Source organism: Arthrobacter sp. efr-133-R2A-120 (assembly GCF_030209835.1).
Lineage (GTDB): Bacteria > Actinomycetota > Actinomycetes > Actinomycetales > Micrococcaceae > Arthrobacter.
The window spans coordinates 44,215-70,296 of sequence record NZ_JARVRF010000032.1 but is presented as its reverse complement, the minus strand read 5'-3'; the positions used below and the strand labels follow the sequence as shown (position 1 = coordinate 70,296).

Below are 26,082 nucleotides of genomic sequence, written 5' to 3'. Positions count from 1 at the left end.
TTCAAAAGATCAGTGCGCGCCTCGGCGCCGGCACGGGGTATTCGGCGATCGCCATCCGGAACTCTTCTTCGGCGTTGAGTCGCCGCCGGACTTCCATCGATTCCAGCCTTTGGGCGTCTTCGGCGTCAATGCCGGGGTTTTTTGCCAGTTCCCTGATCCATTCGCCAGCCACGACAGCGTCATGTTGCTCGCCCAACAACCGCTGCAGGCCGATCGCCGGCTGGATCACCCCGGAAGCGTGATGGCTGAAGGCGTCCGCGACTGCCTCCACTGAGTAACGGAGGCACTTGACGTCCTTGCGTGCTTGGTGGAGCGCAGCGTTGCGGACCTCCGGGTCGCTGCTGCCTGCCTGCTCCGCGATGCTGTGCTGCAACCGCTCCCACCGGGCCTGGAGGCGCTCCGCAAGGTCCGCCGTCGGGTGTTTGTATTCCCTGCCGGCAGGGACTTCCAACAGCGCTGCCCTTGCGGCCCGCACCGTGCGCTTGCTGCGTTTGTGCCCGCCAAGGGCAGCGGCCAGCCGGGCGCTGGACGCTTCCAGTTCCTCCACGGCCTGGCGCACGGTTTCGGGGCTTTTCCATGAATCCTTTGTGTCGAGCGATAGCCGTATCCTCTGCGCCAGGACATAGGCATCCCTGGACTCGCCGAGTGAAGTTGCGAGCCAACGGACTTCCTCGCTGGCCGGCCGGGGAAGTTTAGGGATCATGCCGCGATAGCAGCTGAGGACTGAACGGAGCCGGCGAAGGGCAAGCCTGGCGTTGTGTACGGCTTCTGGATCGGCCGCTTCAATCAGCGGCAATTGTCCTTCCAGCTCGGTCAGTTGGAAGGCGATATATGCAGCCAGTGGTGCCTGGCCCTTGGTTCCCACGGGGCAATCGTCCTCTGCTGTCGCCCTCGGGGCAATAGAGCCTCTTACTTGGCTTTGTCGTAAGAATCGACGACGGCGATGCTCACCGGAAATTCCACCGGAATCCGCCCGAACAACAGTTCCTTCGCGGCGGCCGCGGCCTCCTCGATGGCCTTGATGCACGTTTCAACCGACTCTGTGGGCGCGTGGACCATGACTTCGTCGTGCAGGAAGAACACGAGTTCCCCGGCAGGCAGGCCGTCGGCACGCGCGGTGCGCAGCCGCCGTCGAAGTTCGGCGAGCCAGCACGACGCCCAGTCCGCCGCGGAACCCTGCACCACAAAGTTCCGCGTGAAACGCCCGCGCGAGCGGGCGATGCTGTCCGCGCGCCGCTGTTCTTCCGCCGTCGTGGATTGCTGGCTGCGGATCCAGCGTTCCGACGGCGGCGGGCTGCTGCGGCCCAACCTTGAGGTTACGGTGCGGCCGCCTTCGCCGTCGCGGGCTGCCTGTTCGACGAAGCCGACCGCCCGGGGATAAGTCCTGGTCAGCTGTGGCATGAGGCGCCCGGATTCGCCTGTGGTAGCACCGTAAATTGCGCCCAGCAAGGCGATCTTGGCCTTCGAGCGATCGCCACCGAAGCCCTGTGCGGCGATGCCGGCGTACAAATCCTTGTCCCGCGCAGCCTCGGCCATCTTCGAGTCCTGCGCCAGCGCCACCAGAACCCGGGGCTCGAGCTGGGACGCGTCCGCGACGATCAATTTGTGCCCCGGATCGGCATGCACCGCGCCCCGGATCTGGCGAGGGATCTGCAACGCCCCGCCTCCCCTCGACGCCCAACGGCCGGAAACCACGCCCCCCACCACGTATTCGGGGCGGAACCGCCCTTCGCTCACCCACGCGTCCAGCCACGACCAGCCGTTCGCAGCGAACAAGCGGGAGAGCTTCTTGTACTCCAGCAGTGGCTCGATGGCCGCATGCTTCGATTCCTTGAGTTCCCACTGGCGCGTGGTTTTTACTTCGATGCCGTTCCGGTGTAGGGCTCGCATGAGGTCCTGGGGTGAATCCGGATTCAGCTTCGGAGAGTGGAGAATCCCTCGAAGCTCGTTGCAGAGCGCCTCCAGCCTGGCTGGCCGGTGGCCAGTTGGAGGCCGGGGACCCAGGTGGCCTTCCAGGATTTCTTCGTGCAAGGCCTCCTGCCAGGGCACACCCGTGAACTGCATTTCGGCGGCAATCATGGCGCCGGCGGATTCCGCAGCCAGCAGCAGTTTAAGGCGGTGCTGCCGGCCTTCTTCCCTTGAGGCCTGGCCGAGCGCGTGTTGCTGGGCCGCGAACTCAGCCCGGATCTCGTTCAGGCTTGGCTGGGTGCTGCGCGGGACAAGCTCGTCGAACAGTGCGTCCTGCTCGGCGGGCGGAGGGGGAGGCTGGAGGACCCGCGGCGGAACCGGCATTTCATCGTCCTGCGTGAGCTTTTCCGCGCTGCGGGCATAGTCCGTGTGGGCCGTGAACTCAGAATGGACCAGGATGGCGCGGCAGAGCGTGAGGTCATGGCAACGTTCCAGCTCCACCCCGGCCTGGAGCATCGCCGGGTACCAATCCTGGGTCCGGTTCCAGACCCAGCGCGGACGGCCCTTCTCCAAGACGCTTACGACGCCGGCGAGATCGGCCTTTCGTACGACGCGCGGTTCTGCCCGGGATACTCCGGCAGCGTTGATTTCCTGAATGGCTGCGCCGTCTGGATGGGCGGCGAGCAGCAGGTACATGCTGACAATTCTGCCCTGTGATTCCGTGGAACTTTGCACTTTGCGGACAATTGCCGTCCGCAAGCTTTTGTCCGGGCTGCTTCCGTCGGCACGCGGACTGGTCCTCCACAGGGGTTGTTGTGGTTGCTTATCCACATACGCCGATACAGGCCTCCAATGCTCGTGGCGAAACGGAGATAGTGGCTTCATGAGCGGGCAACATCTCGAACGGAACCACAACAGCCGTGGAAGCGGGGCGGAGCCAGGCCCGGTGTCCGGGGACCCGTGGCTTCCTGCCGGTTCCGGGGAGGTTCTTCTGGTGACGGCGAATGTCAGGTTACAAGCCGAAACAGAAAGGATCGCAGCCGCTGTCGGTGCCAGTCTCCGGACAGTCGTCGATTCATCCGGTGCCTTGCCCCTGTGGGACACCGTGGGGATGGTGCTTCTTGGCAGCGATATCCGCGAACTTCCGCCCCGTCGTCGTGCGCCTTCAGTCTTGCTGGGCCTCAACAGTGAAGGGGACGCTTTGTGGGAATTGGGAGCGGCGCTGGGGGCCGAACGCGTGGCTGTGTTGCCGGAAGCTGCAGCCTGGCTGGCGGAGCACCTCGGTAGGTCCCAAGATCCGGACCCCGGAGGAATGGTGCTCGGGGTGACAGGAGGATGCGGCGGAGCGGGCGCGTCCACGGCTGCCGTCTGGTTGGCTAACGAAGCGGCCGTCCACGGCATACGGACGCTCCTGGTTGATGGCGATCCCCGCGGAGGGGGCCTCGAGCTTTGCCTGGCCGCCGAAGATGCGCCAGGGCTGCGCTGGCCCGATCTCGCGGGTGCCAGCGGGAGCATCGGCACCGGGCAGCTAAGCGATTCACTGCCCCAAGCCGGAGGATTCTCCTTCCTGTCTTGGCCGGGTAGTCGTGACCGTCCCCTGGGCGTGGAGCCCGGGGCCGTCGCGGCTGTCCTTGACGCGGCGAGACGGGGATTTGAACTAATCATTGTCGATATCGGCCGCGGAACGGAATCGCTTGGCAGCTTCGCCTGGGACTGCGACAGGATCCTCCTTGTGGTACCGGCCCAACTCCGCGCAGCAGTAGCTGCGGCCAGGCTTCTCCAGGAGCTGCCGCCCGTTGACACAGCCCTGGTAATCCGCGGAAATGCGGGTACGGTCCTTGACGGACCCCTCATAGCCGAATCGCTTGGCCTGCCCCTTCACGGCGTTCTCCCCGAACTCCGCGGTACTGCCGCGGCGGCTGAGCTCGGACGCCTTCTGGAATTCGGTAAGCGCAAGGCCGTGCGTCGCTTTGCGGAATCCGTCCTTCAACTACTCGACGACGGAGCAGTATGAGTGCCTCTGCATTCCCGGGCGGCGAGCGCCGACGCAAGACCCGGCTCGTGGACGCCGCGCTCCTTGAAACCGTCCGGGAAACCGTCATGGCCGACGCCGGACCGGTCACTCCGTCACGCGTGGCAGCGGCCGTCCATGCCACGGGCAGGCTGCTCGGGACCACAGGGGCGCTTGCCGCCGTCGAATCGATCAGCGCCGAACTGAGCGGACTTGGACCCCTCCAACAGCTTGCACACGATGCCTCGGTGACGGACATCTTCGTGAATGGCCCGGACTCCGTGTGGTTCGACCGCGGCAAGGGACTGGAACGGGCCCAGGTGCGATTCGACGGCGAACCTCAGATCCGGGCCTTGGCCTCCCGGCTTGTGGCGGCCGGTGGGCGTCGTTTGGACGACGGTTCGCCGTGCGTCGATGTCCGTCTCGACGGCGGATACCGGGTGCACGCGGTGCTGCCTCCGATTTCCGCCGCCGGAACTTTGTTGTCCGTTCGGATTCGGCGCGAGGAGGTTTTCTCCATGGACGAGCTGCGTGCCGGAGGCATGTTCGGGGCGCCCGTCCAACAGGTGCTGCAGGCCATGGTTGACCGCAGGTTGAGTTTCCTGATCAGTGGTGCCACCGGTTCCGGGAAGACCACATTGCTGTCCACGATGCTCGCATTGAGTAGCCCCCATGATCGGCTTGTCCTGATTGAAGACGCTTCGGAGTTGAACCCGGTGCACCCTCACGTGGTCTCCCTTGAGTCCAGGCACGGAAACCTTGAAGGCGGGGGTGCACTCGACCTTGGCGAACTCGTTCGGCAGGCGCTGCGGATGCGGCCGGATCGGTTGATTGTGGGCGAGTGCCGGGGTGCGGAAGTCCGTGAGCTGTTGACGGCGCTCAATACCGGCCATACGGGTGGCGGAGGCACTATCCACGCAAACACTGCCTCCGCCGTCCCGGCCAGGCTCGTGGCCTTGGGCGCGCTCGCAGGCTTGAGCCGGGAAGCTGTTCAGCTGCAGCTTTCAACAGCATTGGACGCAGTGGTCCACGTCGAGCGGACGCCTGCCGGCAGAAGAGTTTCCTGCATTGGATTGTTGGCGGAGGACGAGTCCGCCCAATCGATCGTCCCCGCCGTTGATCTGCGGGCCGGTGTCGCCGTTGCCGGCCCCGCGTGGAGGGACCTTGCAGCTCGACTTGAGCTGGACCCTGGGCTTTTGCCTGGTCCGCTCGGGCCGATCTCCCGCGCAGATCACCTCGGAGCGGTCGCGTGAGCGGATTACTCATTCTGGTCCTGGCGGCCGGTGCGTGGGTGGTCTTGCAGCCATCCCGACGACTTGGCAAACGGGTAGCGCGCGCTCTGCCTCGTGCTGCCCCGGCTGGGGCTGGCGATGGGGCCGCCGCTGGGGTGCGCATGCCGCGGAGGCGCTCCCGCCCGGATGCATTGCCGCTCACGGTATTCGTACAGCAGTTGGCCGCTCTGCTCCGGGGCGGCCGTTCGACGTCGAGGCTCTGGGAGGAACTCTGGATCGTACATGGGGACTCGGAGCACCGCATTGCTTCGAGCGACTCCGATGTCCGCAAGGCGCGAGCGAAGGCCCCGGGATTACCGAAGCTGTCGTCTGGGTCTCTCCAGGTTCTCGCGGCAGCGCGGGCGGCCTCGATGATCGGGACGTCGGTAGCCGAAGCCATCAGAACGTCGTCAGGGAAGAATCTTAAGGGCGGGAATCTCTTTGAATACCGAATCTGGGGAGAACTTGCCGCCTGCTTGGACGTTGCGGAGGCGAGTGGTTGTCCGCTGGCCGACGTGTTGACGCGGTTCGCCGCCCAGCTTGAGGCTGAGGACGACGCCGGTGATGCCCGGCAGACTGCCTTGGCCGGGCCGAAAGCCACTGTGCGCCTTCTAACGTGGCTGCCGGTGTTCGGGTTGGGGCTGGGCATGATGCTTGGGGTGGATCCGGTGGGGGTCCTGTTGGCCAACGGGGTCGGATTGGCGGCGCTCGCGGCTGGGGGTGTCCTGACCGTCACCGGCAGAATCTGGTCATCTCGGTTGGTGCACGCCGCGGTGGGCGTTGACTGATGGGCTCGGCATTCCCTGCCATCGCAGTGTCCCTCGTGTTGGTCTTTGCAGCAATTCTCGGGCTCGCGCATCAGGGAGGAACCCGGCGGCGGACAGCCTTGCGTATGCTTCGCGGCTCACGCGGGAACAAGGGCCCGCTGGAGAACGCTCGCAGGGGCGAGGCCGTGGGCGCTCCCCGGAATCCCGAGCGGCCGGAAGGTCTGCGAAATGTGCCCATGATCCTTGAGTTGGTGGCGGCCATGCTCGACTCGGGCGCGGGACTCGGACGCTCCCTTGAGTTAATCGCCGGATGCGCTTCCCCGCAGCTCAGCCGCCCCCTGAGGACGGTGGTTGCAGCCCTCGACATCGGAACGGACTGGGAGACGGCGTGGCGGAGTTCGGGCCAACAGTGCGCTGAAGCGCGCAGGCTCAAGGACGCGCTCGCCTTCGCTGCCCTGACCGGCGCGCCATCATCGGCAATCCTTTATGCCCAGGCAGCACGGCTGCGGCGTGAACAGTTCAGGATGGCGGAAAAGCGCGCTGCCGCGCTCGGAGTGAAACTCGTGATTCCACTGGGTCTGTGTTCTTTGCCTGCCTTCATCTGTCTTGGTGTGGTCCCGGTGCTGTTGGCAATGCTTCCGTCCGGGGGATAGCCGGGAGCCCCGCCGTGGATAGCTGTGATCCCCGCCCGGGTCGGCGCTTGAGTTTGCCTCCACACAAGACAGTTTCCCTCCACAGGAACGTTCGGAAGGGAGTTTTCCACTTAGGAGACTTGGGGCCTTTCGAAGCCCAAATGCCAACGGAAGAGTCTAGGTACAGCCGGCAGCCAAGCCGGCCCCGCAGAAAGGAACTGAAATGAACGCAACCGTCGATACCGCACAGGCCCCCCGGACCGCCCTGGCCCTGGCCCTCGCTGCCCCTCCTCGGCCCGTGGCCGAAGTCCTCGAACTGTTCCCGGGCTCGCAGGGAATCAGGCCCGTTCGGCTACCAACCCACTTGCATTCCCACGCCGAGACAGGCCGCGCGCGGCCCAGCGACGATTCGGCCGCTCCGAGACGGTCGAAGATGCGGCTCATGGGGTCCGAGCTCGGTATGGCAACGGCAGAGTATGCCATCGCCACGCTTGCCGCAGTGGGCTTCGCGGGACTCTTGGTGGTCATCCTTCGCAGCGAGGAAGTACGGGGCTTCCTCCTCAACCTCATTCGCAGCGCGCTCTCCCTGCCATGACACCGCTGCGGGTTTCAAAGCATTGCGCCGGGAGTTCGATGCGGCCGCGGGCATCGGCATCGGGGCTCGCCAGGCGCCCCAGACTCGCCGGGCCCTTCAGAACTGCGCGGCAGTGGCCTCCTTCGATCAGACGGCCTCCTCCTGCGGAGAAGCTTCACGGTCCGCGGAGGGACCGCCGGCGAGGGGTCTTTCCTGAGAGCGAATACGGTGCCGTCACTGCGGAATTCGCCGTGGCACTACCCTCTGTTCTGCTTCTTTTGGCCTTGCTCTTGGCAGGATCGGCCGCGGGACTTACGCAGTTGCGCTTGGAAGAAGCGGCTAGAGCGGGAGCCAGGGCCTTAGCTCGCGGAGATAGCCACGCAACCGTGAACGGAATCGTTCGGATGCTGGCAGGCGATGCCGCCTCGACTGTCGTTGCGGAAGACGGCGAATGGATCAACGTCACGGTCTCCGACAGGGTCGTCGGTCCGTTGGGTTCCCTCATCCCGTGGAGGCTTTCGGCGACGGCATCAGCAAGGGGAGAGGCTCCGCAGTCGTCATCGGCCACAGTGCCACTGCTTGCGGACCGAGACGGCGTTGTTGACTTCAAGGGCGCTGTGCCGGTGACAGGGCTCCACGCTTCTGTGGAAGAGGTCGCGGCGTGAGGGCTGGTAGCGCCCGCGCCGGCGATTGCGGTCGCGTTCTGGAACACGGCTCGGGAACCGTCCTGGCTGTTGCCCTGGGCCTTGTCGTCATGATCTGCTTAGCGGCGTGGTTGACCCTTTCCCAGGCCATGGCGATGGCCCACCGCGCAGCGTCTGCCGCCGATCTCGCTGCGCTCGCAGGAGCCGACGCGGCCCGTGGCCTGACAGCGGGAGACCCTTGCGTGGTCGCCAGCGAAACTGCGGCACGGCACGGAGCTTCGCTGTCGGCGTGCACAGTGGGCGGAGACGGGATCGTGGAGATCCGCACTGAGCTGGACCGCGCCGCAGTCTTCGGGACCGCGACCGGCCGCTCCCGGGCCGGGCCGCCGCCCTAGACGTGTGCCTAGGTCGCGTCACGCAGGAGCACGTCGATCAGCGTGACCGCGGCGTCCTTGTCCAGCGGGTTGTTCTTGTTGCCACATTTGGGGGATTGGACACAGGAAGGGCAGCCGGTGTCACACTCGCATGCTTCGATGGCGTCCCTTGTGGCGGTCAACCACACTTTGGCTTTCTCGAAGCCACGCTCGGCAAATCCGGCGCCGCCTGGATGGCCGTCGTAAACAAAGATCGTGGGAACTCCGGTGTCCGCGTGGAGCGCTGTTGAGACTCCACCGATATCCCAACGGTCACTTGAAGCGACCAGCGGGAGAAGTCCGATGGCGGCGTGTTCCGCGGCGTGAAGCGCACCAGGGAACTGGGCCTCGACAAGGCCCGCGCCGGTCAGTGAACGGTTGTGAACCACAAACCATACCGCCTTGGTGAAGAGATCCCTGGCTCCGAGTTCCAGCGGTTCTTCCCCCAAAACCTCATTGGAAATCAATGCCTTACGTTGGAAGGAAACCACCTGCGTTGTTACCTTCACTTCGCCGAAGTGGACCGCGACATCCCCCCATTCCACGCTGCGGAGAGTCTGCAGGACCTCGATCTGCGTCACGTCACGTGCAGTCGTGTAGTAGTCCGGGTTGGTTCGACGAACCACCACGCAATGGTCCTCTTCGTTCAGCTCCTCGACCAGGTAGCTGTCGCCTTGGTGGACATAGATTGCACCCGTATGCGCCTGGTAGTGCGTCTGTGGCGAGTCCATGGTGCCCAAGAGGGAGCCGGTCTCGGAGTCCACGATGCTCACGGGGCCGCCGCCATCCGCGCGGAGGTTCACCATGGCAGCGGCGCTCTCGGGATGGGTCCAGAACCAGCCCGCAGGCCGTTTCCTCAGGTACCCCTGTTCCACCAGCTGATTCAGCAGGGATTCGGACGTTGGCCCGAACAGGTCAAGTTCGGCCACACCGATCGGGAGCTCGGCCGCGGCCGCGCACAGATGGGGGCCGAGCACGTAGGGGTTTCCGGGATCGAAGACGGTGGCCTCGACTGACACATCAAAGATCGCCTCCGGATGGTTGACCAGGTACGTGTCCAAGGGGTCGTCGCTGGCCACGAATGCTGCAATGGCGTTTTGGCCCGCGCGCCCTGCCCGTCCGATCTGTTGGAACAGGGACGCCCTCGTCCCTGGCCAGCCGGCCACCAGAACCGCGTCAAGCCCGGAAATGTCGATGCCCAATTCCAATGCGGACGTGCTGGAGACTCCAAGCAGCTCGCCCGAACGCAAAGCCTTTTCCAAGGCCCGTCTCTCTTCGGGGAGATACCCGGAGCGGTACGCGGCAACCCGCTGGGGCAGGCTAGGGTCCACCTCATCGAGGAGGCGCTTGGTGATAGACGAAATTGTTTCTGCGCCGCGCCTGGATTTGATGAAGGCGATGGTCCGCACACGGGAGGACACCAGATTGGCCAGCAAGTCCGCGGTCTCGGCGACGGCGGTCCTCCGGGATTTTGCCCCGTTTTCGCCCTTCAGCTCGGTCAGGGCTGGTTCCCAAAATGCCACCGTGGTGGAGCCATGCGGAGAACAGTCCTCGGAAACTTCGCGGACGGGAGTGCCGATGAGCCGGGCAAAGGACGTGCCAGGGTCCGAGGCCGTCGCCGACGCCGCAATGAACACCGGCTCAGGAAAGGAGGTGCCGGCACCGTAGTAGGCACAGATTCGCCGGAGCCTCCGCATGAGGTTGGCGACGTGCGACCCGAATACTCCCCGGTAGCTGTGGGCCTCGTCCACGATGACGTACCGCAACCTACGGAAGAAACGGGCCCACCACGTGTGGTTGGGCAGGATCCCGAAATGCAGCATGTCGGGGTTGGCGAGGATGAAATTGGCATGATCGCGGATCCAGCGGCGCTGGGACTGCTCGGTATCGCCGTCGTACGTTTCCGCCCGGACCGTAGGGAGCTTGAGCGCGCGGATCGCTGCCAACTGATCGGCTGCAAGCGCTTTGGTGGGGGAGAGGTACAGGGTGACAGCACCGTCGTCGTGGATCTTGCCCGGCTCGGACAGCGCACGCAACTCGGAACGGTGGATCGCGTCGAGGGCAGGCAGCTGATAGGCAAGCGACTTGCCGGAGGCGGTCCCCGTGGCAATGACGACGTTTTGGCCCGAATGGGCGAGCTCGGCTGCTTCGATCTGGTGCCGGTACGGTTCGTGGATGCCCAAGGATCCGTATGCGGCAACCACATCGGGATGGGCCCAGCCCGGCCATGCCTCATGGACAGCCTCCCGCGCCGGAATAGTGCGGACATGTCGCAACTGCTCCGGGTCCGGGCTCGTGCCCAGAAGGGAGATCATCGATTCAGTTGCGTTCACGTGAACATTCTGTCATCGCACCGGAAACCGGCTGTCGTCGGCGCCGCCGAAGACCGGTTGTCGGGGTGGCCGCGGACCCGCTGCGGGCGGCTTCCGGCGCAGAAAGCCGGCCACGCCAAAGGTCGGCTACGCCAAAGGTCGGCTACGCCACAGAAAGGTCAGTCTCGTCGACCGACTTGGTGGACATCATGAGTACCTGGCACACATGCTTCCAGCCAAGGTGCGAATAGAGATGCTGTCCGTCCAAGGAGGCCAGGAGGAGGCCACTGTCAACATCGTGTTGAAATGCCTGCGCGGCGAGGGCTTTCATGATGAAACTGCCCAGTCCCCGGCGCTGGTAGTTGGGTTCGGTGACAATCTTGTCGAACACCGCTGTCTGCCTGACCACGAATACCTGACCGCTGGCTGCCACCTTTTCGCCGGCATGGACCACCGCGTAGTGGACGCCCTTGCTTTCGGAAGTCGCGAGCTTGAGGTCGTCATCCGAGAGCCACGGATCTTCGGCATCCTGCGTCCCCATGTCCACGATCATCATGGTCTGTGAATCCGAAGTGACGTTCAATCCGTTCTCGCGAGCCAATTGGGTGTAGCGTCCGACGTCGTTCGTGAGGATCGTCAAGATACGAGTGTCCGCCTGGGCTGTCTTGGCAGCCAGCTCGGCGAACTCAGCGTCCGATGGGTCGTGCGCGAAGTATTCCCAGTCGCCGGTTTTGTCCGCACGCAGGGCTGCCGGGAACCGGCCTTCTTTGCGCGTTTCGTAGCTCCGGGACCCAGACCAGCCAGCCACCCAGACTTCGAGCAGCTCAGCGATGTCTTCAACCAAGGCGTCGTGACTCATGTAGAGAGACTATGCCAGCGGTCTGGGAATCAACAGGGGCCGTCAGTAACAGCTCCATTAACACTTAGGGCGGCCGGACGGCAGCCCGACACATGGGTTTGGGGCCACCAAGTACCCTTAAATACGTGGCTTTAAACAGAATTGTGCTCTTCTATGGCTTTACTCCGATCGCAGACCCGGACGCCGTTCGGCTCTGGCAGCGCGCCCTGTGCGAGAAGCTCGGCCTGACCGGGCGCATCCTTATTTCGCAGGACGGCATCAACGCCACAGTTGGTGGGGAACTGAACTACGTCAAGCAGTACGTGAAGACCACCAAGGAATACAAGGGCTTCCACGATATCGACTTCAAATGGTCTGAAGGCGGAGCCGACGACTTTCCGAGGCTCAGCGTCAAGGTTCGCGATGAGATCGTGTCCTTCGGTGCCCCCGGCGAATTGAAGGTGGATGAGAACGGCGTCGTCGGCGGCGGCACCCACCTTCAGCCTGAAGAGCTCCACGCACTCCTGGAGGAAAAGAAGGCGGCCGGGCAGGATGTGAAGTTTTTCGACGGACGCAACGCGTTCGAAGCCCAGATCGGCAAGTTCAAGGACGCGATCGTTCCCGACGTCGCCACTACCCACGACTTCATCAAGGAACTCGACTCGGGAAAATACGACGACCTCAAGGACCAACCTGTAGTCACGTACTGCACAGGAGGAATCCGGTGCGAAGTCCTTTCCAGCCTCATGGTGAACCGCGGTTTCAAGGAGGTTTACCAACTCGACGGCGGGATTGTCCGCTACGGCGAAACCTACAAGGACCAGGGTCTGTGGGAAGGCTCCTTGTACGTTTTCGACAAGCGGATGCACATGGAATTCAGTGAGGACGCCAAGACCATTGGCGAATGCGTCCGCTGCCAGGCGCCCACCAACAAGTTTGAAAATTGCTCCAATCTGAGCTGCCGCAACCTAACGCTGTATTGCGCCGAATGTGCCTCGAGCCCGGAAACGCTGCGTTGCCCGGAAGGCTGCGCAGCCTAGCTCCGGTCATCAGATCCGGCTCACCCGGTACGCGAAGTTCGCCGGCGCATTGGCGGTGATCGTGATGCCCAGGACGGCATCCGTCTCCAGCTGCAGGACCTTGACCCGTGTGGTGCCGCAACGCACCATCACCTCGATGAGCACTTCGCTCCCGTTTCGCACAGTGAATTCGGCGCTGCGGGCACCGCGGCACGCAAGCGTCACCGCATACGTACCCCCGGGAAGCTGGGTCGTTTCTTCGTCGCGGGATTCTCCGGCGGACAACAGGCCGAAGCTGCTGTAGAAGGACAATCCGTTCACGTCCGGAAGCACGTCCTGCGCCCAAGCCTTCATCGCATCGCCCGTGACGGTCTGTCCCAGGGCCGGGTCGCGGGTAAGCACCGGATCCGTGATGACCGCCGACGGCGGACTGCTCGCCGCCGCACGGCCGTCCTCGTAGGTGTATTCGCACGACGACATCGTGCCGCACGCGAGCACACTGCAAAGCACGACGGCGGGAATCGCGGTCGTCGTCGGTACTTTCAGGGCGCGTGCCCACCCCATAATCCGACTCTACGCCCGGCTTGAACCGGGAACGAGGCGGCAGTTACGAGGCCGGCACCAGTTGGTACGCGTAGATCACGGGCGCATCCACGCTGCTTGCGCTGATGCTCAGTGGACCCGTCGAGGGAATTTTGATGCGGGACGTTTCGCGGCTGCCATTGCACGCCGCCCCGGCCTCGGTGATCTGAGTACCGGCCGAGGAAACGTCGAAGAATGCCTTGCCGCCGCCGTCGCAGGCCACGGTCAAGGTGTAGCTTCCCGCAGCGACGTTCGCGAAGCTCTTGACCAGGGGGTCTCGGTTCGGGATTTTCCCGGAGTCTTCCACGACCACCCCGGCCGCCGAGGGCATGGTTGTCGCCTTCCACGCGGGGATGTCGGCGTTGGAGACAGATCCCCCGGAGGAGCAGGCCGTCACGGCCAGGGTGCCTGCGCCGATGACCAGAAGTGCAGCGCGACGCCAAGTAGAGGGGTGAAATGCCATGATTCAACGCTACCTGCTCGAACGCCTCCCCGCCGACGCAGAGGCCGACGCAGACGCCGCGCAGAAGGCCAGCCGCCAGCCCCAATAGAATTGCACAGTGACTGATCCCGCAACATCCGCCGTCTTTGGGACCGCCCCCACCACCCTCGACGCTCCCCGCAGCGACCTTCCCGGGCTGCTCACAGCGCTCGCCGACGACCTGCGAAACGTTGGCTACACCGTGGACGGAGTGGCAGGACTTCTTGGAGAGTCCGCCCACTCGGCCCTCGCCCGGGATCAGCTCATCCCTGCGCTCATCGTCACCGAACCGGCTGACTCAGCCGGAGACCCGGCGACGGACCGCGCGAAAGCCGCGCTCGCCGTCGTCGTGCGCTTGTGGCTTCTCGCGGTCCCGCAAACCGAAGGCGACGTCGACGCCGCCCTGCCGCGCATCCGCACCGCGGGCCTAATGGAGCTTGGCCTGGTGGAGAAGAACGACGGCGGTGCTGTCGCCGCGAAGGTGGATTTGCGGCCGTACGGCTGGGAATGCGACTCCGGAGCAGACAACAGCGGGAGCGGCGGCGCCGAACTGTGGGTTTCCAGCGATCTCGCTGCCCACCAGCAGCCTGGCGTGCTCCGGCATGACCATGTGCTGGGCATTGGGCAGGCCTCCACGACGCTCGTCCAGACCACCATCCGGCGGCACTCGAAACGGGCACTGGACCTCGGGACGGGCTGTGGAATCCAGACCTTCCACCTTCTGCACCACAGCGAACACGTCACGGCCACCGACATCTCCGAACGGGCACTCGCGTTCACCCGTTTCAACTTGATGCTCAATGCCGAGGCCCTCCACCTTGACCCGGCCGATCTCGAGTCCAGGGTGAGCTTGCGGCTGGGCTCGCTCCTGGAACCCGTCGCAGGCGAGACTTTCGATCTAGTGGTGTCCAATCCTCCTTTCGTCATTACCCCGCGAAGTGTCGGCGAGCATTCTTCGGATCAGTTCACCTACCGCGACGGCGGCCTGCCTGGCGACGACATCGTCGCCAACCTCGTCCGCACGCTGCCCGACGTTCTCGCGCCCGGCGGCACGGCGCAGATGCTCGGCAACTGGGAGATCCCCGCGGGTAGCGGATGGAGCGAACGGCCGACGTCCTGGCTGGCTGGGTCCGGCACGGAAGCGTGGTTCATCCAGCGGGAACAGGTCAGCCCCGAGCTGTACGCCGAGACTTGGCTGCAGGATGCCTCCGAGGGCCGCGACCGTAAGCTCTACCGCGATGCCTATGCCGCCTACCTGGAGGATTTCGCCTCCCGCAACGTGGAGGCGATCGGCTTCGGAATGATCTGGTTGCGGCGCCCCGAGGACCCGCGTTCAGGAGCTGCGCCCACCCGATTCGAAGAGATCACGTACCCCATCGAGCAACCGATAGGCCCGCACCTTGCCGCGGCTGTCGAACGCGCCGACTGGCTCGATGCCCACGAGCTCTCCGAGGCCCACCTGGTGGTGGCCGAGGACGTGACCGAGGAACGCCACCAGCGGCCCGGCGCGGAGCACCCCGGTGTCATCTTGCTGCGCCAGGGCGCGGGACTGCGCCGGACGAACCTGTTGAGCACCGAGCTGGCCGGCTTCGTGTCGGCATGTGACGGCGAGCTGTCCGTCCGCCAGCTGATCGGCGCCTTGGCCGCCTTGCTGGGTGGAGGGGACGACTTCGACGACGGCGCTTTCCGCACCGGGTTGCTCTCCGATGTGGGGAACCTGGTCCGCGATGGCTTCTTGCTTCCCGCGGCATAGGACAATTGCGGCTTCACCGGCGGATAAACTGTTCCGGTGAATGAAGACAATGGGGTATCCACCGGGCTGGCATCCCCGAAGCGCCGGAAACGGCCCGAGAAGACGGTGGAGATCACCGACCCCAAAGCGATCCGTGCGCTTGCGCATGCCGCCCGGCTTGAGGTCATCTCGGAACTGTATTCCACGCAGCTGAGCCGTACGGCTACCGAGCTCGCGGCACAGACCGGGCTCACGCCGAGCGCCATGAGCTACCACCTGCGGGCCCTCCAGAAGTGGGGGATTGTGACTGCCGCGGACAACGAGGGCGATGCACGCGAACGCCGTTGGAAGGCCGCGGGCTCGGACTTCACCATCAAATCCGGCGGCAACGCTCCGAGCCCGGAGATCGCCGTCGTCGAACTCGAACTGGACGCTTTCCGGCGTCGGGCGACTGCCTTCACCCGGGCCCGTGGTGAGCGGCGCCAGCGGGGCGAGGCCGCGAACGAGGCAGCCGCCATGGTGTTGTCCAGCGATCTGCTGTACTTGACCCCGGATCAGCGGACGGATCTCAAGGCCAAATTCCAGGACCTCATCAGGTCATATGAACTTGAGGATCCCACGCGGATTCCCGAAGGAGCGGTGCGAATCGCTACGATGTGGTCGATGATTCCGGACGACCGGACGCCGGCTTCAAGCTAACCCAGACACCGTTCCTCCACAGCACTTGTGCACATGGAAACGCACGATTCTGCAAAATATGGTGAACTAGGCCAATATGGGCACGAGCCCAAGCAATTCATTTTTCTGTAGGAGAACCGTGCCCAGCAAGGCAAAAACCGGCAAGAAACTCGTGATCGTGGAGTCTCCGGCCAAGAGCAAGACCATCGCCAAGTACCTGGGCGAGGGCTTCATTGTCGAGGCCTCGATCGGCCACATCCGCGACCTCCCGCAGCCGTCGGACCTCCCTGCAGAACTGAAGAAGACCTCGGTTGGCAAGTTCGCCGTCGACATCGAGAACGACTTCAAGCCGTATTACGTGGTGTCTCCGGACAAGAAGAAAAAGGTTGCCGAACTCAAGGCCCAGCTGAAAGACGCTGACGCGCTTTACCTCGCAACCGATGGGGACCGCGAGGGCGAGGCCATCGCGTGGCACCTCCTGGAGGTCCTGAAACCCAAGGTTCCCGTCTACCGCATGACCTTTGGTGAAATCACCAAGGAAGCCATCCACCGGGCCATGGATAACCTGCGCGACGTTGACAGCGCCCTCGTGGACGCCCAGGAAACGCGCCGCATCCTGGACCGGCTATACGGTTACGAAATCTCCCCGGTGCTGTGGCGCAAGGTTGCCCGCGGCCTGTCCGCCGGCCGTGTGCAGTCGGTCGTGACCCGCATGGTGGTTGACCGCGAACGCGAACGCATGGCGTTCAAGTCTGCCTCGTACTGGGACCTGACTGGCCAGTTCGGTACCGGCTCCGCGACTTTCAAAGCGAAGCTCGCTGCGGTCGACGGCGCGAAGGTAGCCAGCGGCCGTGACTTCAACGACGACGGCGTCCTCACCTCCGCAAATGCGGTTCACCTCAACGAGGAACTCGCGACGTCGTTGGCCGCCGGGCTGGAGAACGCGGACTTCCGCGTCCGCTCCGTCGACACCAAGCCGTACACGCGCCGTCCCGCGGCGCCGTTCACGACGTCGACCCTTCAGCAGGAGGCCGGCCGCAAGCTGCGCTTCACCTCCAAGAGCACCATGCAGATTGCCCAGCGCCTGTATGAAAACGGCTACATCACTTATATGCGTACCGACTCGTCCGCCTTGAGCGACGAAGCCCTCACGGCGGCACGCCGCCAGGCCGCCGAGTTGTACGGTCCCGAGTACGTGCCGCAGTCTCCCCGGGTCTACGCCAACAAGGCTGCGAACGCGCAGGAAGCCCACGAAGCCATCCGCCCCGCGGGTGACTCCTTCCGAACCCCGGCCCAAGTGGCCAACCACCTGACCGGTGACGCTTTCCGGCTCTACGAACTCATCTGGAAGCGCACCATCGCCTCCCAGATGGGCGACGCCAAGGGCTCCACCGCCACCATCCGCCTCGGCGCAGTGGCTAGCGATGGGCGCGACGCCGAATTCTCGGCCTCCGGCACGGTCATCACCTTCCCGGGCTTCCTCGCAGCCTACGAAGAAGGCAAGGACGAGAGCCGCGGCGACGACGACTCCGACGAAGCCCGGCGCCTGCCCAACGTGGCCAAGGACGATTCCCTCACCGCTTCGGAAATCGTTGCTGTTGGCCACGAGACCTCGCCGCCGCCGCGGTACACGGAAGCATCGCTGACGGCGGAGCTGGAAAAGCGCGGCATTGGCCGCCCGTCCACCTACGCGTCGACGATCTCCACCATCCAGGACCGCGGCTACGTCCGGAAGCAGGGGTCTGCGCTGGTTCCCAGCTGGATCGCCTTCTCCGTGATCCGCTTGCTGGAGCAGCACTTCACCGACTACGTGGACTACGAATTCACGGCGGACATGGAAGGCGACCTGGACAAGATCGCCAACGGCCAGGCAGTCGGTGCCGCTTGGCTCAAGCACTTCTACTACGGTGAAGACGCCGATCCCGGCCTGCTGAGCATCGTCAACAACCTCGGTGAAATCGATGCACGCGAGATCAACTCCGTGCCGATCGCCGAGGGCATCACGTTGCGCGTGGGCAAGTTCGGCCCGTACCTGGAGAGCTCGATCCCCACTGTCGACCCCAAGACCGGCGAAGTCGTAGAGTCGGCGCGTGCCAACGTTCCCGAGGACCTTGCTCCGGACGAGCTCACTGCGGCCAAGGCCGTGGAGCTCATGGAAACGGCTGCCCCCGAGGAACGTGTCCTGGGCGCGGACCCGCACACCGGGCACACCGTGGTTGCCAAGAACGGCCGCTACGGCGCCTACGTCACCGAGGTCATCCCGGAGATGACGGAGGAGCAGCTGGCAAACCAGCCGGTGGAGTACTACAAGAACGGCAAACCCAAGCCGCCGAAGAAGCCCGTCAAGGCCAAGCCGCGCACAGGCTCGCTGTTCAAGTCGATGTCTGTTGACTCGATTACCCTCGACGAAGCCGTGCAGCTCATGAGCCTGCCCCGAGTGCTCGGCGCGGACGCCGAAGGCAACCCCATCACCGTGCAGAACGGCCGCTTCGGGCCTTACTTGAAGAAGGGCACGGACTCGCGGTCCATCGGATCCGAAGAAGAGATCTTCACCATCACGCTGGAACAGGCACTCGAGATCTACTCCCAGCCGAAGCAACGTGGTGCCCGTGCAGCCGTGCCGCCTCTTGCCGAGTTCGGTCCGGACCCGGTCTCGGAGAAGAACATCGTGGTGAAGGAAGGCCGCTTCGGCCCGTACATCACCGACGGCGTCACCAACATCACCGTTCCGCGTGCCACGTCCCTCGAGGAGCTGACCCGGGAGCAGGCGATCGAGCTGCTTGCCGAGAAGCGTGCCAAGGGCCCGGTCAAGCGGACCACCACGGCCCGCAAGGCGCCTGCGAAGAAGGCTGCGGCGAAGAAGTAGCCGTTGCCGTGGATGCCCCAGAGCGCTAAGGACACGCATATTCCCTGAGGACACCGGAATTCGGGCGTCCTCAGGGAATACGTGTGTCCCGGGGAATTATCCGTGTCCTCAGTGCAAGGGCGGGCGGCGGGCCGGCAGCGAGACCGCCGGGAATTGCTTCGGGCGGGGGAACCGTGATCGAGTGGAACCATGACAGATCAGCCTGCAGCCCCGGAATCCCTGCCCCTAAACGACCTTGAGTCCAAGCTCGCAAAGGCCGGGCAACCCGACGCGAACCCGGTGGACGTCATCCTGGCCTTCCTGAACAACGAGGTCTACATCCTGAGCACCGACTCCTTGGATCAGCCTGACGCGGCCGTGGAGCCACTTGTCCTTGCCAACTCCGAGGGCCAGCCTGTCCTCGCAGTGTTCAGCCACCCGAGCCGGGTGGAATCGCACTTCCTCAAGGCCGCGCCCAACGTCCTTGGCACCCACGGCGCTGCGATTCTGGACAGCATCGGTGACGAGCTGGGCCTCGTGATCAACCCCGGCAGCGAGCACGGCTTCGAGATGGGCCCGGAAGGCATCGCCAACGTCCGACGCGACTTCACCCGCGCCGACGAAGCCGACGACGCCGACGCAGAAGCGGACACCGAGCGCCCCCAGGACTAATTGACCGGCAGCCGGCACGAATCGGCAGTCGTACTTGCTTCACACGCTTCGAATCGGGGAATAATGGCAGAATGCGTCTTGGCGTCCTAGACATCGGTTCCAACACCGTCCATTTGCTTTTGGTGGACGCGCATCCGGGCGCACGCCCGGTCGCGTTTGCCTCCCACAAGCGACCACTTTCGCTGGTTCAGTTCCTGGACGCCGACGGTAACATCAACGACGCCGGGCAACACGAGCTGATCGAATTCGTCCTCGAAGCGTGGGAGTTCGCAGCCCGCCACAAAGCCGAGGATCTCCTGGCTTTTTGTACCTCGGCCATCCGCGAAGCGACCAACGGCGTCGAGGTCCTTGCCCGGGTGAAGCACGAGACCACCGTGACCCTGCAGGAACTGACAGGCAGCGAAGAAGCTTCCATGACGTTCTTCGCGGTTCGACGCTGGTACGGCTGGGGCGCCGGTCCGATCCTGGACCTGGACATCGGCGGCGGCTCCTTCGAAATGGCGTTTGGCCAGGACGAACTGCCCGAGCTCGCGGTCTCAGTGCCGCTTGGAGCGAGCCGCTTGACGAGGGACTGGCTCCACAATGACCCGCCCACGGCCAAGAGCGTCAAAGAGCTGCGTAAGTACATCCGCCACACACTCAAGCCCGTCGTGCGCGAGTTCAAGCAATTGGGCCGGGCCAACCTGGTGGCCGGAACCTCCAAAACCTTCCGTTCGCTTGCACGCATCGCAGGCGCGGCCCCCAGCGGCGCCGGTCCATACGTCAAGCGCGAACTCCACGCCACGGACTTGGGCCTCTGGGCGCAGCGGATCTCGGCCATGACCGTCGAGGACAGGCTGTATCTCCCTGGCGTGTCCGATGCACGGGCGGCGCAAATCCTCGCAGGAGCCCTCGTGGCCGAGGCCGCATTGGAGATGTTCGAGTTTCCCACCATGGAGATCTGCCCTTGGGCCCTGCGCGAGGGATTGATCCTGCGCCGACTCGACCAGCTGATCTTCGATGGCCCGCTGGCCCCGGCCCCGCATGTCGGGCTCGGCGGCGCGGTCCCGGTGCCACGCCTGGGCGCCAACACCGGAACGGCCGCGCCCGCGGCAGTATCTATACCGATCCCCACCGCCGGGAGGCAGGCCAACTAACATGAGTACCGACGTCGAGCACTCCGAAGAAGACACGCCGAGGATCCCGGTGGCGCTATCCAGCGCTTCTGTCTATCCGCTCAGTGTCCACGACGCCTTTGCCGTGGCCCAGGACCTGGGGTACGACGGTGTCGAGGTGATGGTGACCAACAACGCCACCAGCCAGAACCCGGATGCACTCATCCAGCTAAGCCATCGATACGAGCAGCAGATCGTCTCCATCCACGCGCCCACCCTGCTGCTGACCCAGCAGGTTTGGGGTCCGGCGTGGAACAAGATCGAGATGTCTTGCCAGATGGCGCGCGAAGTCGGCTGCAACACTGTGGTGGTCCACCCGCCGTTCCGGTGGCAGTCGAACTATGCGGAGAACTTCGCTGCCGGCGTGCGCGAGATCGCGGCGATGTACCAGGTTCATATCGCGGTAGAGAACATGTACCCGTGGCGTGTGCGCGGCCGGGAGGCGCTCGCTTACCTTCCGCACTGGGACCCGATGGGCCAGGATTACGACGACGTCACGTGGGACTTCTCGCACGCCGCCACAGCGGGTGCCAACAGCCTTGAGGCGATCCGGGCGCTCGGGAGCAAGCTCCGCCACGTCCACCTCACGGACGGTTCGGGCTCGGGCAAGGACGAGCACTTGATCCCCGGTTATGGGACCCAGCAGTGCGCCGAGGCACTGCAGTATCTCGCATCGAACGGATTCGAAGGCACCGTGGTTGCCGAGATTTCCACGCGCAAGGCCAAAGCTGCCGGTGAACGCGAGGAGTGGCTCGCCGAGACACTGCGCTTCGCGCGCCAGCATTTGGGGGCGCCGCTCGTGGGAGCCTTCGAGATCTAGGGTTCCCGGGGATTCGGGACCCCGACGACGGGCGGCTGGGGCGCGCCGTGGCCGCTTGCACCGCGTGGCCGGTTCCGCCGCCGCACGCGTTGCGGCCGGTCTCCGTCGTATCCGCGGCTTCGTTCCTTAAACGCGAAAGCACCGGCGGTCGATACGGGAAAATGGGGGGAAACCCGTTCGACCACCGGTGCTTGTGGCGGACATCCCCATGCCCGCCTCATCACTCGCACCCTCAATGAGGTAATTACTAAGTTACGGAGCGATATTGGGTGCAGCCTGCAATAACCTTGGGAACTAGCTGGGAATCCTGGCTCCCCGAGAGTCCTGCAATTGGTTCTGCAGCGGCGCGGCTGAACTGGCATCATGGACCCATGAGCAACCGAATCGCATTCCTTGGCTGTGGGTCCATGAACGAGGCCATTCTGGGTGGTTTGCTTGCCGCCGGAATGGATCCTTCGGACGTCGTCGCCACCGTCCGCCGCGCAGAACGCGCCGCCGAACTGGCTGAGCGCCACCATGTCATGACCATCGCCGGAGCCGAGGAACCAGACAACAACAAGCTGGCTACGAAGGGCGCTTCGGTTGTCATCCTGGGTGTCAAGCCTGTGGGCATCGCTGATCTCGCCCGTGAAATCTCCCCATCGCTGGCCAAGAACACCATTGTGATCAGCGTTGCCGCGGCCGTGTCCATCGCCCAGCTGGAAGCTGCCCTGCCGGCGGGCCAGCCGGTCATCCGCACGATGCCCAATACGCCCGCCAAGCTGGGACGCGGGGTAGTCTCCGTTTCGCCCGGAACCAACTGCACTCCAGCGCAGCTCCAGCAGGCCAAGGACATCCTCGCCGCGGCAGGAACCGTCGTGGAAATCCCCGAGGAACAGGTGGATGCCCTGTCCGCCATCAGCGGCTCGGGCCCTGCGTACGCGTTCTACCTTGCCGAGGCCATGGCGGCCGCCGGCGTCGAACTTGGCCTGGATCCTGAGCTCTCCCTCATGATTTCACGCGAAACCGTGGCAGGCGCCGGGTTCATGCTTGCCGAGCCGGGAGCGGACCCGACCGCCCTGCGCATCGCCGTGACCAGCCCCAACGGCACCACGGAACGCGCCATCGCGGCGTTCAACGACGGCGGGATACCCGCGATCATCGCCGACGGAGCCCGCGCCGCAGCGGCCCGGGCGGCGGAAATCACGCAGCAGCTCGCTTAGTCCCTCCCGGCGAGGCTACGGCTCCATTCGCACTGCAGCTACGGCCGCGCCGCGAACCGTTCCAGCAGGTCCACGTGCCCGGACACAATCAGCATGTCGCGGCCGGAAACCTTCGTGTCGGGCCGGGCATAGGTGAAGTCTTCGCCCGGGGATTTCACGCCGACAATGGTCACTCCGTATTTGGAACGGACCTTTGACTCGTCCAGCGTGAAGCCCACGGTTTCCTTGGGCGGGTACATTTTCACGATGGCGAAATCGTCGTCGAACTCAATGAAGTCCAGCATGCGCCCGGAGACCAGGTGCGCAGCGCGGACTCCGGCGTCGGCTTCGGGGTAGATGACGTGGTTGGCGCCGATGCGCGTGAGGATCTTGCCGTGCGAAGCAGTGATCGCTTTCACCCAGAGGTGTTCGATGCCCAGATCCACGAGGTTCACCGTAATGAGCACCGAAGACTCGATCGACGTTCCGACGCCTACGACGGCGGAACTGAATTCCTGCGCGCCGAGCTGGCGGAGGGCATCGATGTTGGTGGCGTCCGCCTCGACGACGTGGGTCAGCACGGAAGCCCAATTCTGCACGAGGGTGCGGTCCCGCTCGATGGCCAGGACTTCGCGTCCCTGTTTGACGAGCTGCTCGGCGGTGGCTGCACCGAATCGGCCCAAGCCGATCACCAGCACGGGCGCGTTGTGCGCCGGCCGGTTGGGGGCGCCTGTTGAATTAGCCAATGATCGGCCTCTCTTCCGGGTAATGGAATAGCTGCCTGCGCTGGCGGAGGGCCAGGGCGGAGGCAAGGGTTATGGTGCCGATACGGCCGGCGAACATGAGGGCGGCGAGGACGTAGACCCCCGACGGCGGCAGTTCGGCACTGAGGTTCGTGCTGAGGCCCACGGTTGCAAAGGCTGAAATGGTTTCGAAGAGTACCCGGTCCAGGCTGGCGCCGCTGATGGCCAACAGCAAGAATGCTGATGCGCATACCAAGGTGGCACCAGCGACGATCACTGAGATGGCTACCCGCATGGTGCCTTCGGGGATCGTGCGGCCGTAGACCTTGACGTCGTCGTCGCCCCGGGCCTCAGCCACGATGGCGAGGAACATGACCGCGATGGTGGTCACCTTGATGCCGCCCGCCGTTGACGCCGAACCGCCGCCGGCGAACATGAGCGCGTCCGACAGCAGCCTCGTGGTGGAATCCATATGGCCCTGGTCGACCAGGTTGAAGCCACCGGAGCGCGTCATGACCGAGGCGAAAATCGAATGCGTGATCTTGTCACCGACGCTCATGTTGGCGATGGTGTTGGTGTTGTCCCACTCCATCAAGGCCCAGAGGACTGCGCCGGCAATGAGGAGGATCACGGAAACCTGGATGGTCAGCTTGGTGTGGAGGCTCCACTTCCTCCAATTGAGGCCGTGCCGCCTGAGCACCAGCATCACCGGGAAGCCGAGGCTCCCGAGGAACACGCCAAGCATGAGCGGCACAAGAATCCACAGGTCCGTTTCGTACGGAACGATTCCGTCGGAATGCGGCGTGAAACCGGCATTGTTGAAGGAGGAGATCGAGTAGAAGATCCCGTGCCAGACGGCCTGCCAGAAGTCCTCGCCGAGCGTCAGGAACCGGGGAATCATTGCGATGGCCAGTATGGCCTCGATGGTCACGGACGTCGAGATGACGATCCGCAACAATGTACCCACTTCGCCCAAGCGCCCGGCGTTGTTCATGGCCTCTTGGGCAATGAGCTTGCCCCTCACTCCCAGCCGTTTGCTGACCATGAGCGCCAGGAGGGATGCGAGTGTCAGGGTTCCCAATCCACCCACGAAGATGCCCACGAGAATTACGAGCTGTCCGAAAAAGGTCCAGTGCGTCGCCGTCGACACAACCGTCAAACCGGTCACACAAACGCTGGAGACAGCGGTGAACAGGGCTTGGTGGATGGGAGTGACCGCACCGTCGGCCGATGCCGCTGGCAGGGAAAGCAGACCGGTGAACAAGATAATCGCGAAGACGTACGCCGTCAGCGCCAATCGGGCCGGTGAGGAGTTGGCGATGTTGTCGATGAAGTCGCGGATGCCCGTGAAAATCCACAGGCCTCCCCGCTCCGGCTGGACGGTTTGCCAGCTGGCCGGGTCTCGGGACCTCGACTGGCTCTGAGTCATGGCAGTGCTGTTCGCTTCTGGTCGATTGATTCTGCTTTCTTGAGTAGTAAACCACTAATCGCCCGCCGTAACGGGGCAGGTGGGTTCCGCCGCTCGGGTAGCCTGTCATTGATGACTTCCTGGGCAGGCCTCCGTCCGTCCGCGCTGCCAACGACGGTGGCGTGGGATCCCGCCATGACCGCATACAATTTCGGTCCCTCGCATCCGATGGCCCCCGCCCGGCTTGAGCTGACGGCCAGGCTCGCCGCGGCGCTCGGACTGTTTGATTTGAAACACGTCTCGGTCCAAGCGCCCGAGGTGGCGTCCGACGTTGAACTCCTGGCAGTGCACAGCGCCGAATATGTCTCCGCGGTGCGGCGTGCAAGCGAAGACCCGACGACGCCGGACCCGGAACGCGGGCTCGGCACCGAAGATGATCCGGCTTTTGCCGGGATGCACGAAGCCAGCGCCCGGCTTGCTGGTGGTTCGCTGCTCGGGGCCGAGGCGATCCTGTCCGGGACCGCGGTCCGGGCCGTCAACTTCGGCGGCGGCCTGCATCATGCCTCCCGCGAGCGGGCCAGCGGCTTCTGCATCTATAACGACGCCGCACTCGCCGTGCAGAGGCTGCTCGACGGCGGTGTGCGGCGGGTCGCGTACATCGACGTCGATGCCCACCACGGCGACGGCACCCAGAGCATCTTCTGGAACGACCCCAGGGTACTGACGATTTCCCTGCACGAAAGCGGGCTCTCGCTGTTCCCCGGAACGGGATTCGCCAACGAGATCGGCGGCCGGGACGCCCTGGGCACGGCCGTCAACGTGGCGTTGCCTGCTTGGACGGGGGACGCCGGGTGGTTGCGCGCCTTCCATGCCGTGGTACCGCAACTCGTGCAGGCCTTTGAACCGGAAGTCATCGTGAGCCAGCATGGCTGCGACTCCCACAAAGTCGATCCCCTCACGCACCTCAACCTCAGCGTGGACGGCCAACGCGAGGCGGGCACCGCCGTCGCGGGCCTCGCTGCCAGGTTCTGCGAAAACCGTTGGATCGCCACCGGGGGAGGGGGCTACGACATTACGGGCGTGGTACCGCGCACGTGGAGTCATTTGATAGGCATCGTGGCCCAACATCCCGTCCAGCTGACGGCTCCGGTCCCGGAGGCTTTCCGGAGCTATGTCAGGGAAAAGTACGGAGAGTCGGTGCCGGAACTCATGGGCGACGGCGCGGACACATGGTGGCGTTCGTGGGAGATCGGCTATGATCCCGCCGACGCCGTGGACCGCACCATCATCGCCACCCGCAAGGAAATCTTCCCGCTTTACGGGCTGGATCCTTGGTTCGACTGATGGCTGCTCGGCCGGCTGGCCCAAGGCTCGGTCAACGCCGCGCGCATATGCGA

24 protein-coding genes are annotated in these 26,082 nt (G+C 64.5%); 16 read left to right on the top strand and 8 right to left on the bottom strand.

Translation table 11 applies throughout. The annotated features are described in order from the left end of the window. Window position 1: 1 nt before the first annotated feature. Together QRN52_RS15685 and QRN52_RS15680 are read right to left on the bottom strand one after the other, a co-directional pair. Window positions 2-865, bottom strand: coding sequence for a CHAD domain-containing protein (locus QRN52_RS15685; RefSeq protein WP_284754095.1), 864 nt, complete (start codon window positions 863-865; stop codon window positions 2-4). A 44-nt stretch (window positions 866-909) separates the two neighbouring features. Next, complete coding sequence (locus QRN52_RS15680; protein WP_284754094.1) at window positions 910-2,604, bottom strand: bifunctional 3'-5' exonuclease/DNA polymerase; 1,695 nt, start codon at window positions 2,602-2,604, stop codon at window positions 910-912. Window positions 2,605-2,791: 187 nt separating this feature from the next. On the opposite strand from QRN52_RS15680, the gene ssd reads away from it, so the two are divergent. The 7 genes from ssd to QRN52_RS15645 all read left to right on the top strand — a co-directional run bounded on the left by ssd (window position 2,792) and on the right by QRN52_RS15645 (window position 8,202). After that, window positions 2,792-3,922: a septum site-determining protein Ssd gene (ssd, locus tag QRN52_RS15675; RefSeq protein WP_284754093.1), complete on the top strand. Its 1,131-nt coding sequence runs from the start codon at window positions 2,792-2,794 to the stop codon at window positions 3,920-3,922. Further along, a complete protein-coding gene (locus QRN52_RS15670; RefSeq protein ID WP_284754092.1) occupies window positions 3,919-5,172 on the top strand; it encodes a TadA family conjugal transfer-associated ATPase in 1,254 nt (417 codons plus the stop codon). Before ssd ends, QRN52_RS15670 begins: the two co-directional genes overlap by 4 nt. A gap of 140 nt (window positions 5,173-5,312) precedes the next feature. Further along, on the top strand, window positions 5,313-5,978 hold the full coding sequence (locus QRN52_RS15665; protein WP_284754091.1) for a type II secretion system F family protein: 666 nt from the start codon (window positions 5,313-5,315) through the stop codon (window positions 5,976-5,978). After that, window positions 5,978-6,610 carry a type II secretion system F family protein gene (locus QRN52_RS15660; RefSeq protein WP_284754090.1) on the top strand — a complete coding sequence of 211 codons (633 nt, stop codon included), beginning with the start codon at window positions 5,978-5,980 and terminating at the stop codon, window positions 6,608-6,610. The genes QRN52_RS15665 and QRN52_RS15660 overlap by 1 nt, the downstream gene beginning before the upstream one ends. 202 nt (window positions 6,611-6,812) lie before the next feature. Further along, the gene (locus QRN52_RS15655; protein WP_284754089.1) at window positions 6,813-7,184 is read left to right on the top strand and encodes a DUF4244 domain-containing protein; all 372 of its coding nucleotides are present in this window, start codon (window positions 6,813-6,815) and stop codon (window positions 7,182-7,184) included. Beyond that, complete coding sequence (locus QRN52_RS15650; RefSeq protein WP_350225158.1) at window positions 7,181-7,828, top strand: TadE family type IV pilus minor pilin; 648 nt, start codon at window positions 7,181-7,183, stop codon at window positions 7,826-7,828. Before QRN52_RS15655 ends, QRN52_RS15650 begins: the two co-directional genes overlap by 4 nt. Continuing rightward, entirely contained in the window at window positions 7,825-8,202 is a 378-nt protein-coding gene (locus QRN52_RS15645; protein ID WP_284754088.1) for an Rv3654c family TadE-like protein, read from the top strand. The genes QRN52_RS15650 and QRN52_RS15645 overlap by 4 nt, the downstream gene beginning before the upstream one ends. Before the next feature lie 8 nt (window positions 8,203-8,210). On the opposite strand, the gene QRN52_RS15640 is transcribed toward QRN52_RS15645, so the two are convergent. Together QRN52_RS15640 and QRN52_RS15635 are read right to left on the bottom strand one after the other, a co-directional pair. Next, on the bottom strand, window positions 8,211-10,535 hold the full coding sequence (locus tag QRN52_RS15640; RefSeq protein ID WP_502869720.1) for a DEAD/DEAH box helicase: 2,325 nt from the start codon (window positions 10,533-10,535) through the stop codon (window positions 8,211-8,213). Between the two features lie 160 nt (window positions 10,536-10,695). Further along, window positions 10,696-11,391 carry a GNAT family N-acetyltransferase gene (locus tag QRN52_RS15635; protein ID WP_284754086.1) on the bottom strand — a complete coding sequence of 232 codons (696 nt, stop codon included), beginning with the start codon at window positions 11,389-11,391 and terminating at the stop codon, window positions 10,696-10,698. 125 nt (window positions 11,392-11,516) lie between these two features. On the opposite strand from QRN52_RS15635, the gene trhO reads away from it, so the two are divergent. Continuing rightward, a complete protein-coding gene (trhO, locus tag QRN52_RS15630; protein WP_284754085.1) occupies window positions 11,517-12,410 on the top strand; it encodes an oxygen-dependent tRNA uridine(34) hydroxylase TrhO in 894 nt (297 codons plus the stop codon). Between the two features lie 9 nt (window positions 12,411-12,419). Here the strand turns inward: trhO and QRN52_RS15625 are convergent, their stop codons facing one another. Continuing rightward, window positions 12,420-12,953 (bottom strand): DUF6023 family protein, encoded by a 534-nt coding sequence (locus QRN52_RS15625; RefSeq protein ID WP_284754084.1) that lies wholly within the window; start codon window positions 12,951-12,953, stop codon window positions 12,420-12,422. Between the two features lie 43 nt (window positions 12,954-12,996). After that, on the bottom strand, window positions 12,997-13,434 hold the full coding sequence (locus tag QRN52_RS15620) for a DUF6023 family protein (RefSeq protein ID WP_284754083.1): 438 nt from the start codon (window positions 13,432-13,434) through the stop codon (window positions 12,997-12,999). Between the two features lie 97 nt (window positions 13,435-13,531). Between QRN52_RS15620 and QRN52_RS15615 the strand changes: the two genes are divergently transcribed. The 7 genes from QRN52_RS15615 (at window position 13,532) to proC (ending at window position 22,555) form a co-directional block, all read left to right on the top strand. Further along, window positions 13,532-15,205, top strand: a complete 1,674-nt coding sequence (locus QRN52_RS15615) for a DUF7059 domain-containing protein (protein WP_284754082.1) — start codon at window positions 13,532-13,534, stop codon at window positions 15,203-15,205. 36 nt (window positions 15,206-15,241) lie between these two features. Then, window positions 15,242-15,883: an ArsR/SmtB family transcription factor gene (locus tag QRN52_RS15610; protein WP_284754081.1), complete on the top strand. Its 642-nt coding sequence runs from the start codon at window positions 15,242-15,244 to the stop codon at window positions 15,881-15,883. Window positions 15,884-16,001: 118 nt separating this feature from the next. Next, on the top strand, window positions 16,002-18,728 hold the full coding sequence (gene topA / locus QRN52_RS15605; RefSeq protein ID WP_284754080.1) for a type I DNA topoisomerase: 2,727 nt from the start codon (window positions 16,002-16,004) through the stop codon (window positions 18,726-18,728). Window positions 18,729-18,917: 189 nt separating this feature from the next. After that, window positions 18,918-19,379, top strand: a complete 462-nt coding sequence (locus QRN52_RS15600) for an SseB family protein (protein ID WP_284754079.1) — start codon at window positions 18,918-18,920, stop codon at window positions 19,377-19,379. A gap of 71 nt (window positions 19,380-19,450) precedes the next feature. Beyond that, window positions 19,451-20,515 carry a Ppx/GppA phosphatase family protein gene (locus QRN52_RS15595; RefSeq protein WP_284754078.1) on the top strand — a complete coding sequence of 355 codons (1,065 nt, stop codon included), beginning with the start codon at window positions 19,451-19,453 and terminating at the stop codon, window positions 20,513-20,515. 1 nt (window position 20,516) lies between these two features. Then, complete coding sequence (locus tag QRN52_RS15590) at window positions 20,517-21,353, top strand: sugar phosphate isomerase/epimerase family protein (RefSeq protein WP_284754077.1); 837 nt, start codon at window positions 20,517-20,519, stop codon at window positions 21,351-21,353. A 371-nt stretch (window positions 21,354-21,724) separates the two neighbouring features. Continuing rightward, window positions 21,725-22,555 (top strand): pyrroline-5-carboxylate reductase, encoded by an 831-nt coding sequence (gene proC / locus QRN52_RS15585; protein ID WP_284754076.1) that lies wholly within the window; start codon window positions 21,725-21,727, stop codon window positions 22,553-22,555. Between the two features lie 38 nt (window positions 22,556-22,593). On the opposite strand, the gene QRN52_RS15580 is transcribed toward proC, so the two are convergent. Both QRN52_RS15580 and QRN52_RS15575 read right to left on the bottom strand, forming a co-directional pair. After that, on the bottom strand, window positions 22,594-23,232 hold the full coding sequence (locus QRN52_RS15580; protein WP_171983496.1) for a potassium channel family protein: 639 nt from the start codon (window positions 23,230-23,232) through the stop codon (window positions 22,594-22,596). 40 nt (window positions 23,233-23,272) lie between these two features. Further along, complete coding sequence (locus QRN52_RS15575) at window positions 23,273-24,706, bottom strand: TrkH family potassium uptake protein (RefSeq protein WP_284754075.1); 1,434 nt, start codon at window positions 24,704-24,706, stop codon at window positions 23,273-23,275. Window positions 24,707-24,817: 111 nt separating this feature from the next. Between QRN52_RS15575 and QRN52_RS15570 the strand changes: the two genes are divergently transcribed. Further along, window positions 24,818-26,029 (top strand): acetoin utilization protein AcuC, encoded by a 1,212-nt coding sequence (locus tag QRN52_RS15570; RefSeq protein ID WP_284754074.1) that lies wholly within the window; start codon window positions 24,818-24,820, stop codon window positions 26,027-26,029. Window positions 26,030-26,082 lie beyond the last annotated feature (53 nt).

Excerpts from the sequence above, each read along its gene's own strand:
- QRN52_RS15665 (WP_284754091.1), top strand. The coding sequence starts at position 5,313 with ATGCCGCGGAGGCGCTCCCGCCCGGATGCATTGCCGCTCACGGTATTC.
- QRN52_RS15570 (WP_284754074.1), top strand. The coding sequence starts at position 24,818 with ATGACTTCCTGGGCAGGCCTCCGTCCGTCCGCGCTGCCAACGACGGTG.
- proC (WP_284754076.1), top strand. The coding sequence starts at position 21,725 with ATGAGCAACCGAATCGCATTCCTTGGCTGTGGGTCCATGAACGAGGCC.
- QRN52_RS15625 (WP_284754084.1), bottom strand. The coding sequence starts at position 12,953 with ATGGGGTGGGCACGCGCCCTGAAAGTACCGACGACGACCGCGATTCCC.
- QRN52_RS15575 (WP_284754075.1), bottom strand. The coding sequence starts at position 24,706 with ATGACTCAGAGCCAGTCGAGGTCCCGAGACCCGGCCAGCTGGCAAACC.
- QRN52_RS15680 (WP_284754094.1), bottom strand. The coding sequence starts at position 2,604 with ATGTACCTGCTGCTCGCCGCCCATCCAGACGGCGCAGCCATTCAGGAA.
- QRN52_RS15600 (WP_284754079.1), top strand. The coding sequence starts at position 18,918 with ATGACAGATCAGCCTGCAGCCCCGGAATCCCTGCCCCTAAACGACCTT.
- QRN52_RS15595 (WP_284754078.1), top strand. The coding sequence starts at position 19,451 with ATGCGTCTTGGCGTCCTAGACATCGGTTCCAACACCGTCCATTTGCTT.
- ssd (WP_284754093.1), top strand. The coding sequence starts at position 2,792 with ATGAGCGGGCAACATCTCGAACGGAACCACAACAGCCGTGGAAGCGGG.
- QRN52_RS15635 (WP_284754086.1), bottom strand. The coding sequence starts at position 11,391 with ATGAGTCACGACGCCTTGGTTGAAGACATCGCTGAGCTGCTCGAAGTC.
- QRN52_RS15655 (WP_284754089.1), top strand. The coding sequence starts at position 6,813 with ATGAACGCAACCGTCGATACCGCACAGGCCCCCCGGACCGCCCTGGCC.
- QRN52_RS15640 (WP_502869720.1), bottom strand. The coding sequence starts at position 10,535 with ATGATCTCCCTTCTGGGCACGAGCCCGGACCCGGAGCAGTTGCGACAT.
- QRN52_RS15650 (WP_350225158.1), top strand. The coding sequence starts at position 7,181 with ATGACACCGCTGCGGGTTTCAAAGCATTGCGCCGGGAGTTCGATGCGG.
- QRN52_RS15620 (WP_284754083.1), bottom strand. The coding sequence starts at position 13,434 with ATGGCATTTCACCCCTCTACTTGGCGTCGCGCTGCACTTCTGGTCATC.
- QRN52_RS15670 (WP_284754092.1), top strand. The coding sequence starts at position 3,919 with ATGAGTGCCTCTGCATTCCCGGGCGGCGAGCGCCGACGCAAGACCCGG.
- QRN52_RS15660 (WP_284754090.1), top strand. The coding sequence starts at position 5,978 with ATGGGCTCGGCATTCCCTGCCATCGCAGTGTCCCTCGTGTTGGTCTTT.
- QRN52_RS15590 (WP_284754077.1), top strand. The coding sequence starts at position 20,517 with ATGAGTACCGACGTCGAGCACTCCGAAGAAGACACGCCGAGGATCCCG.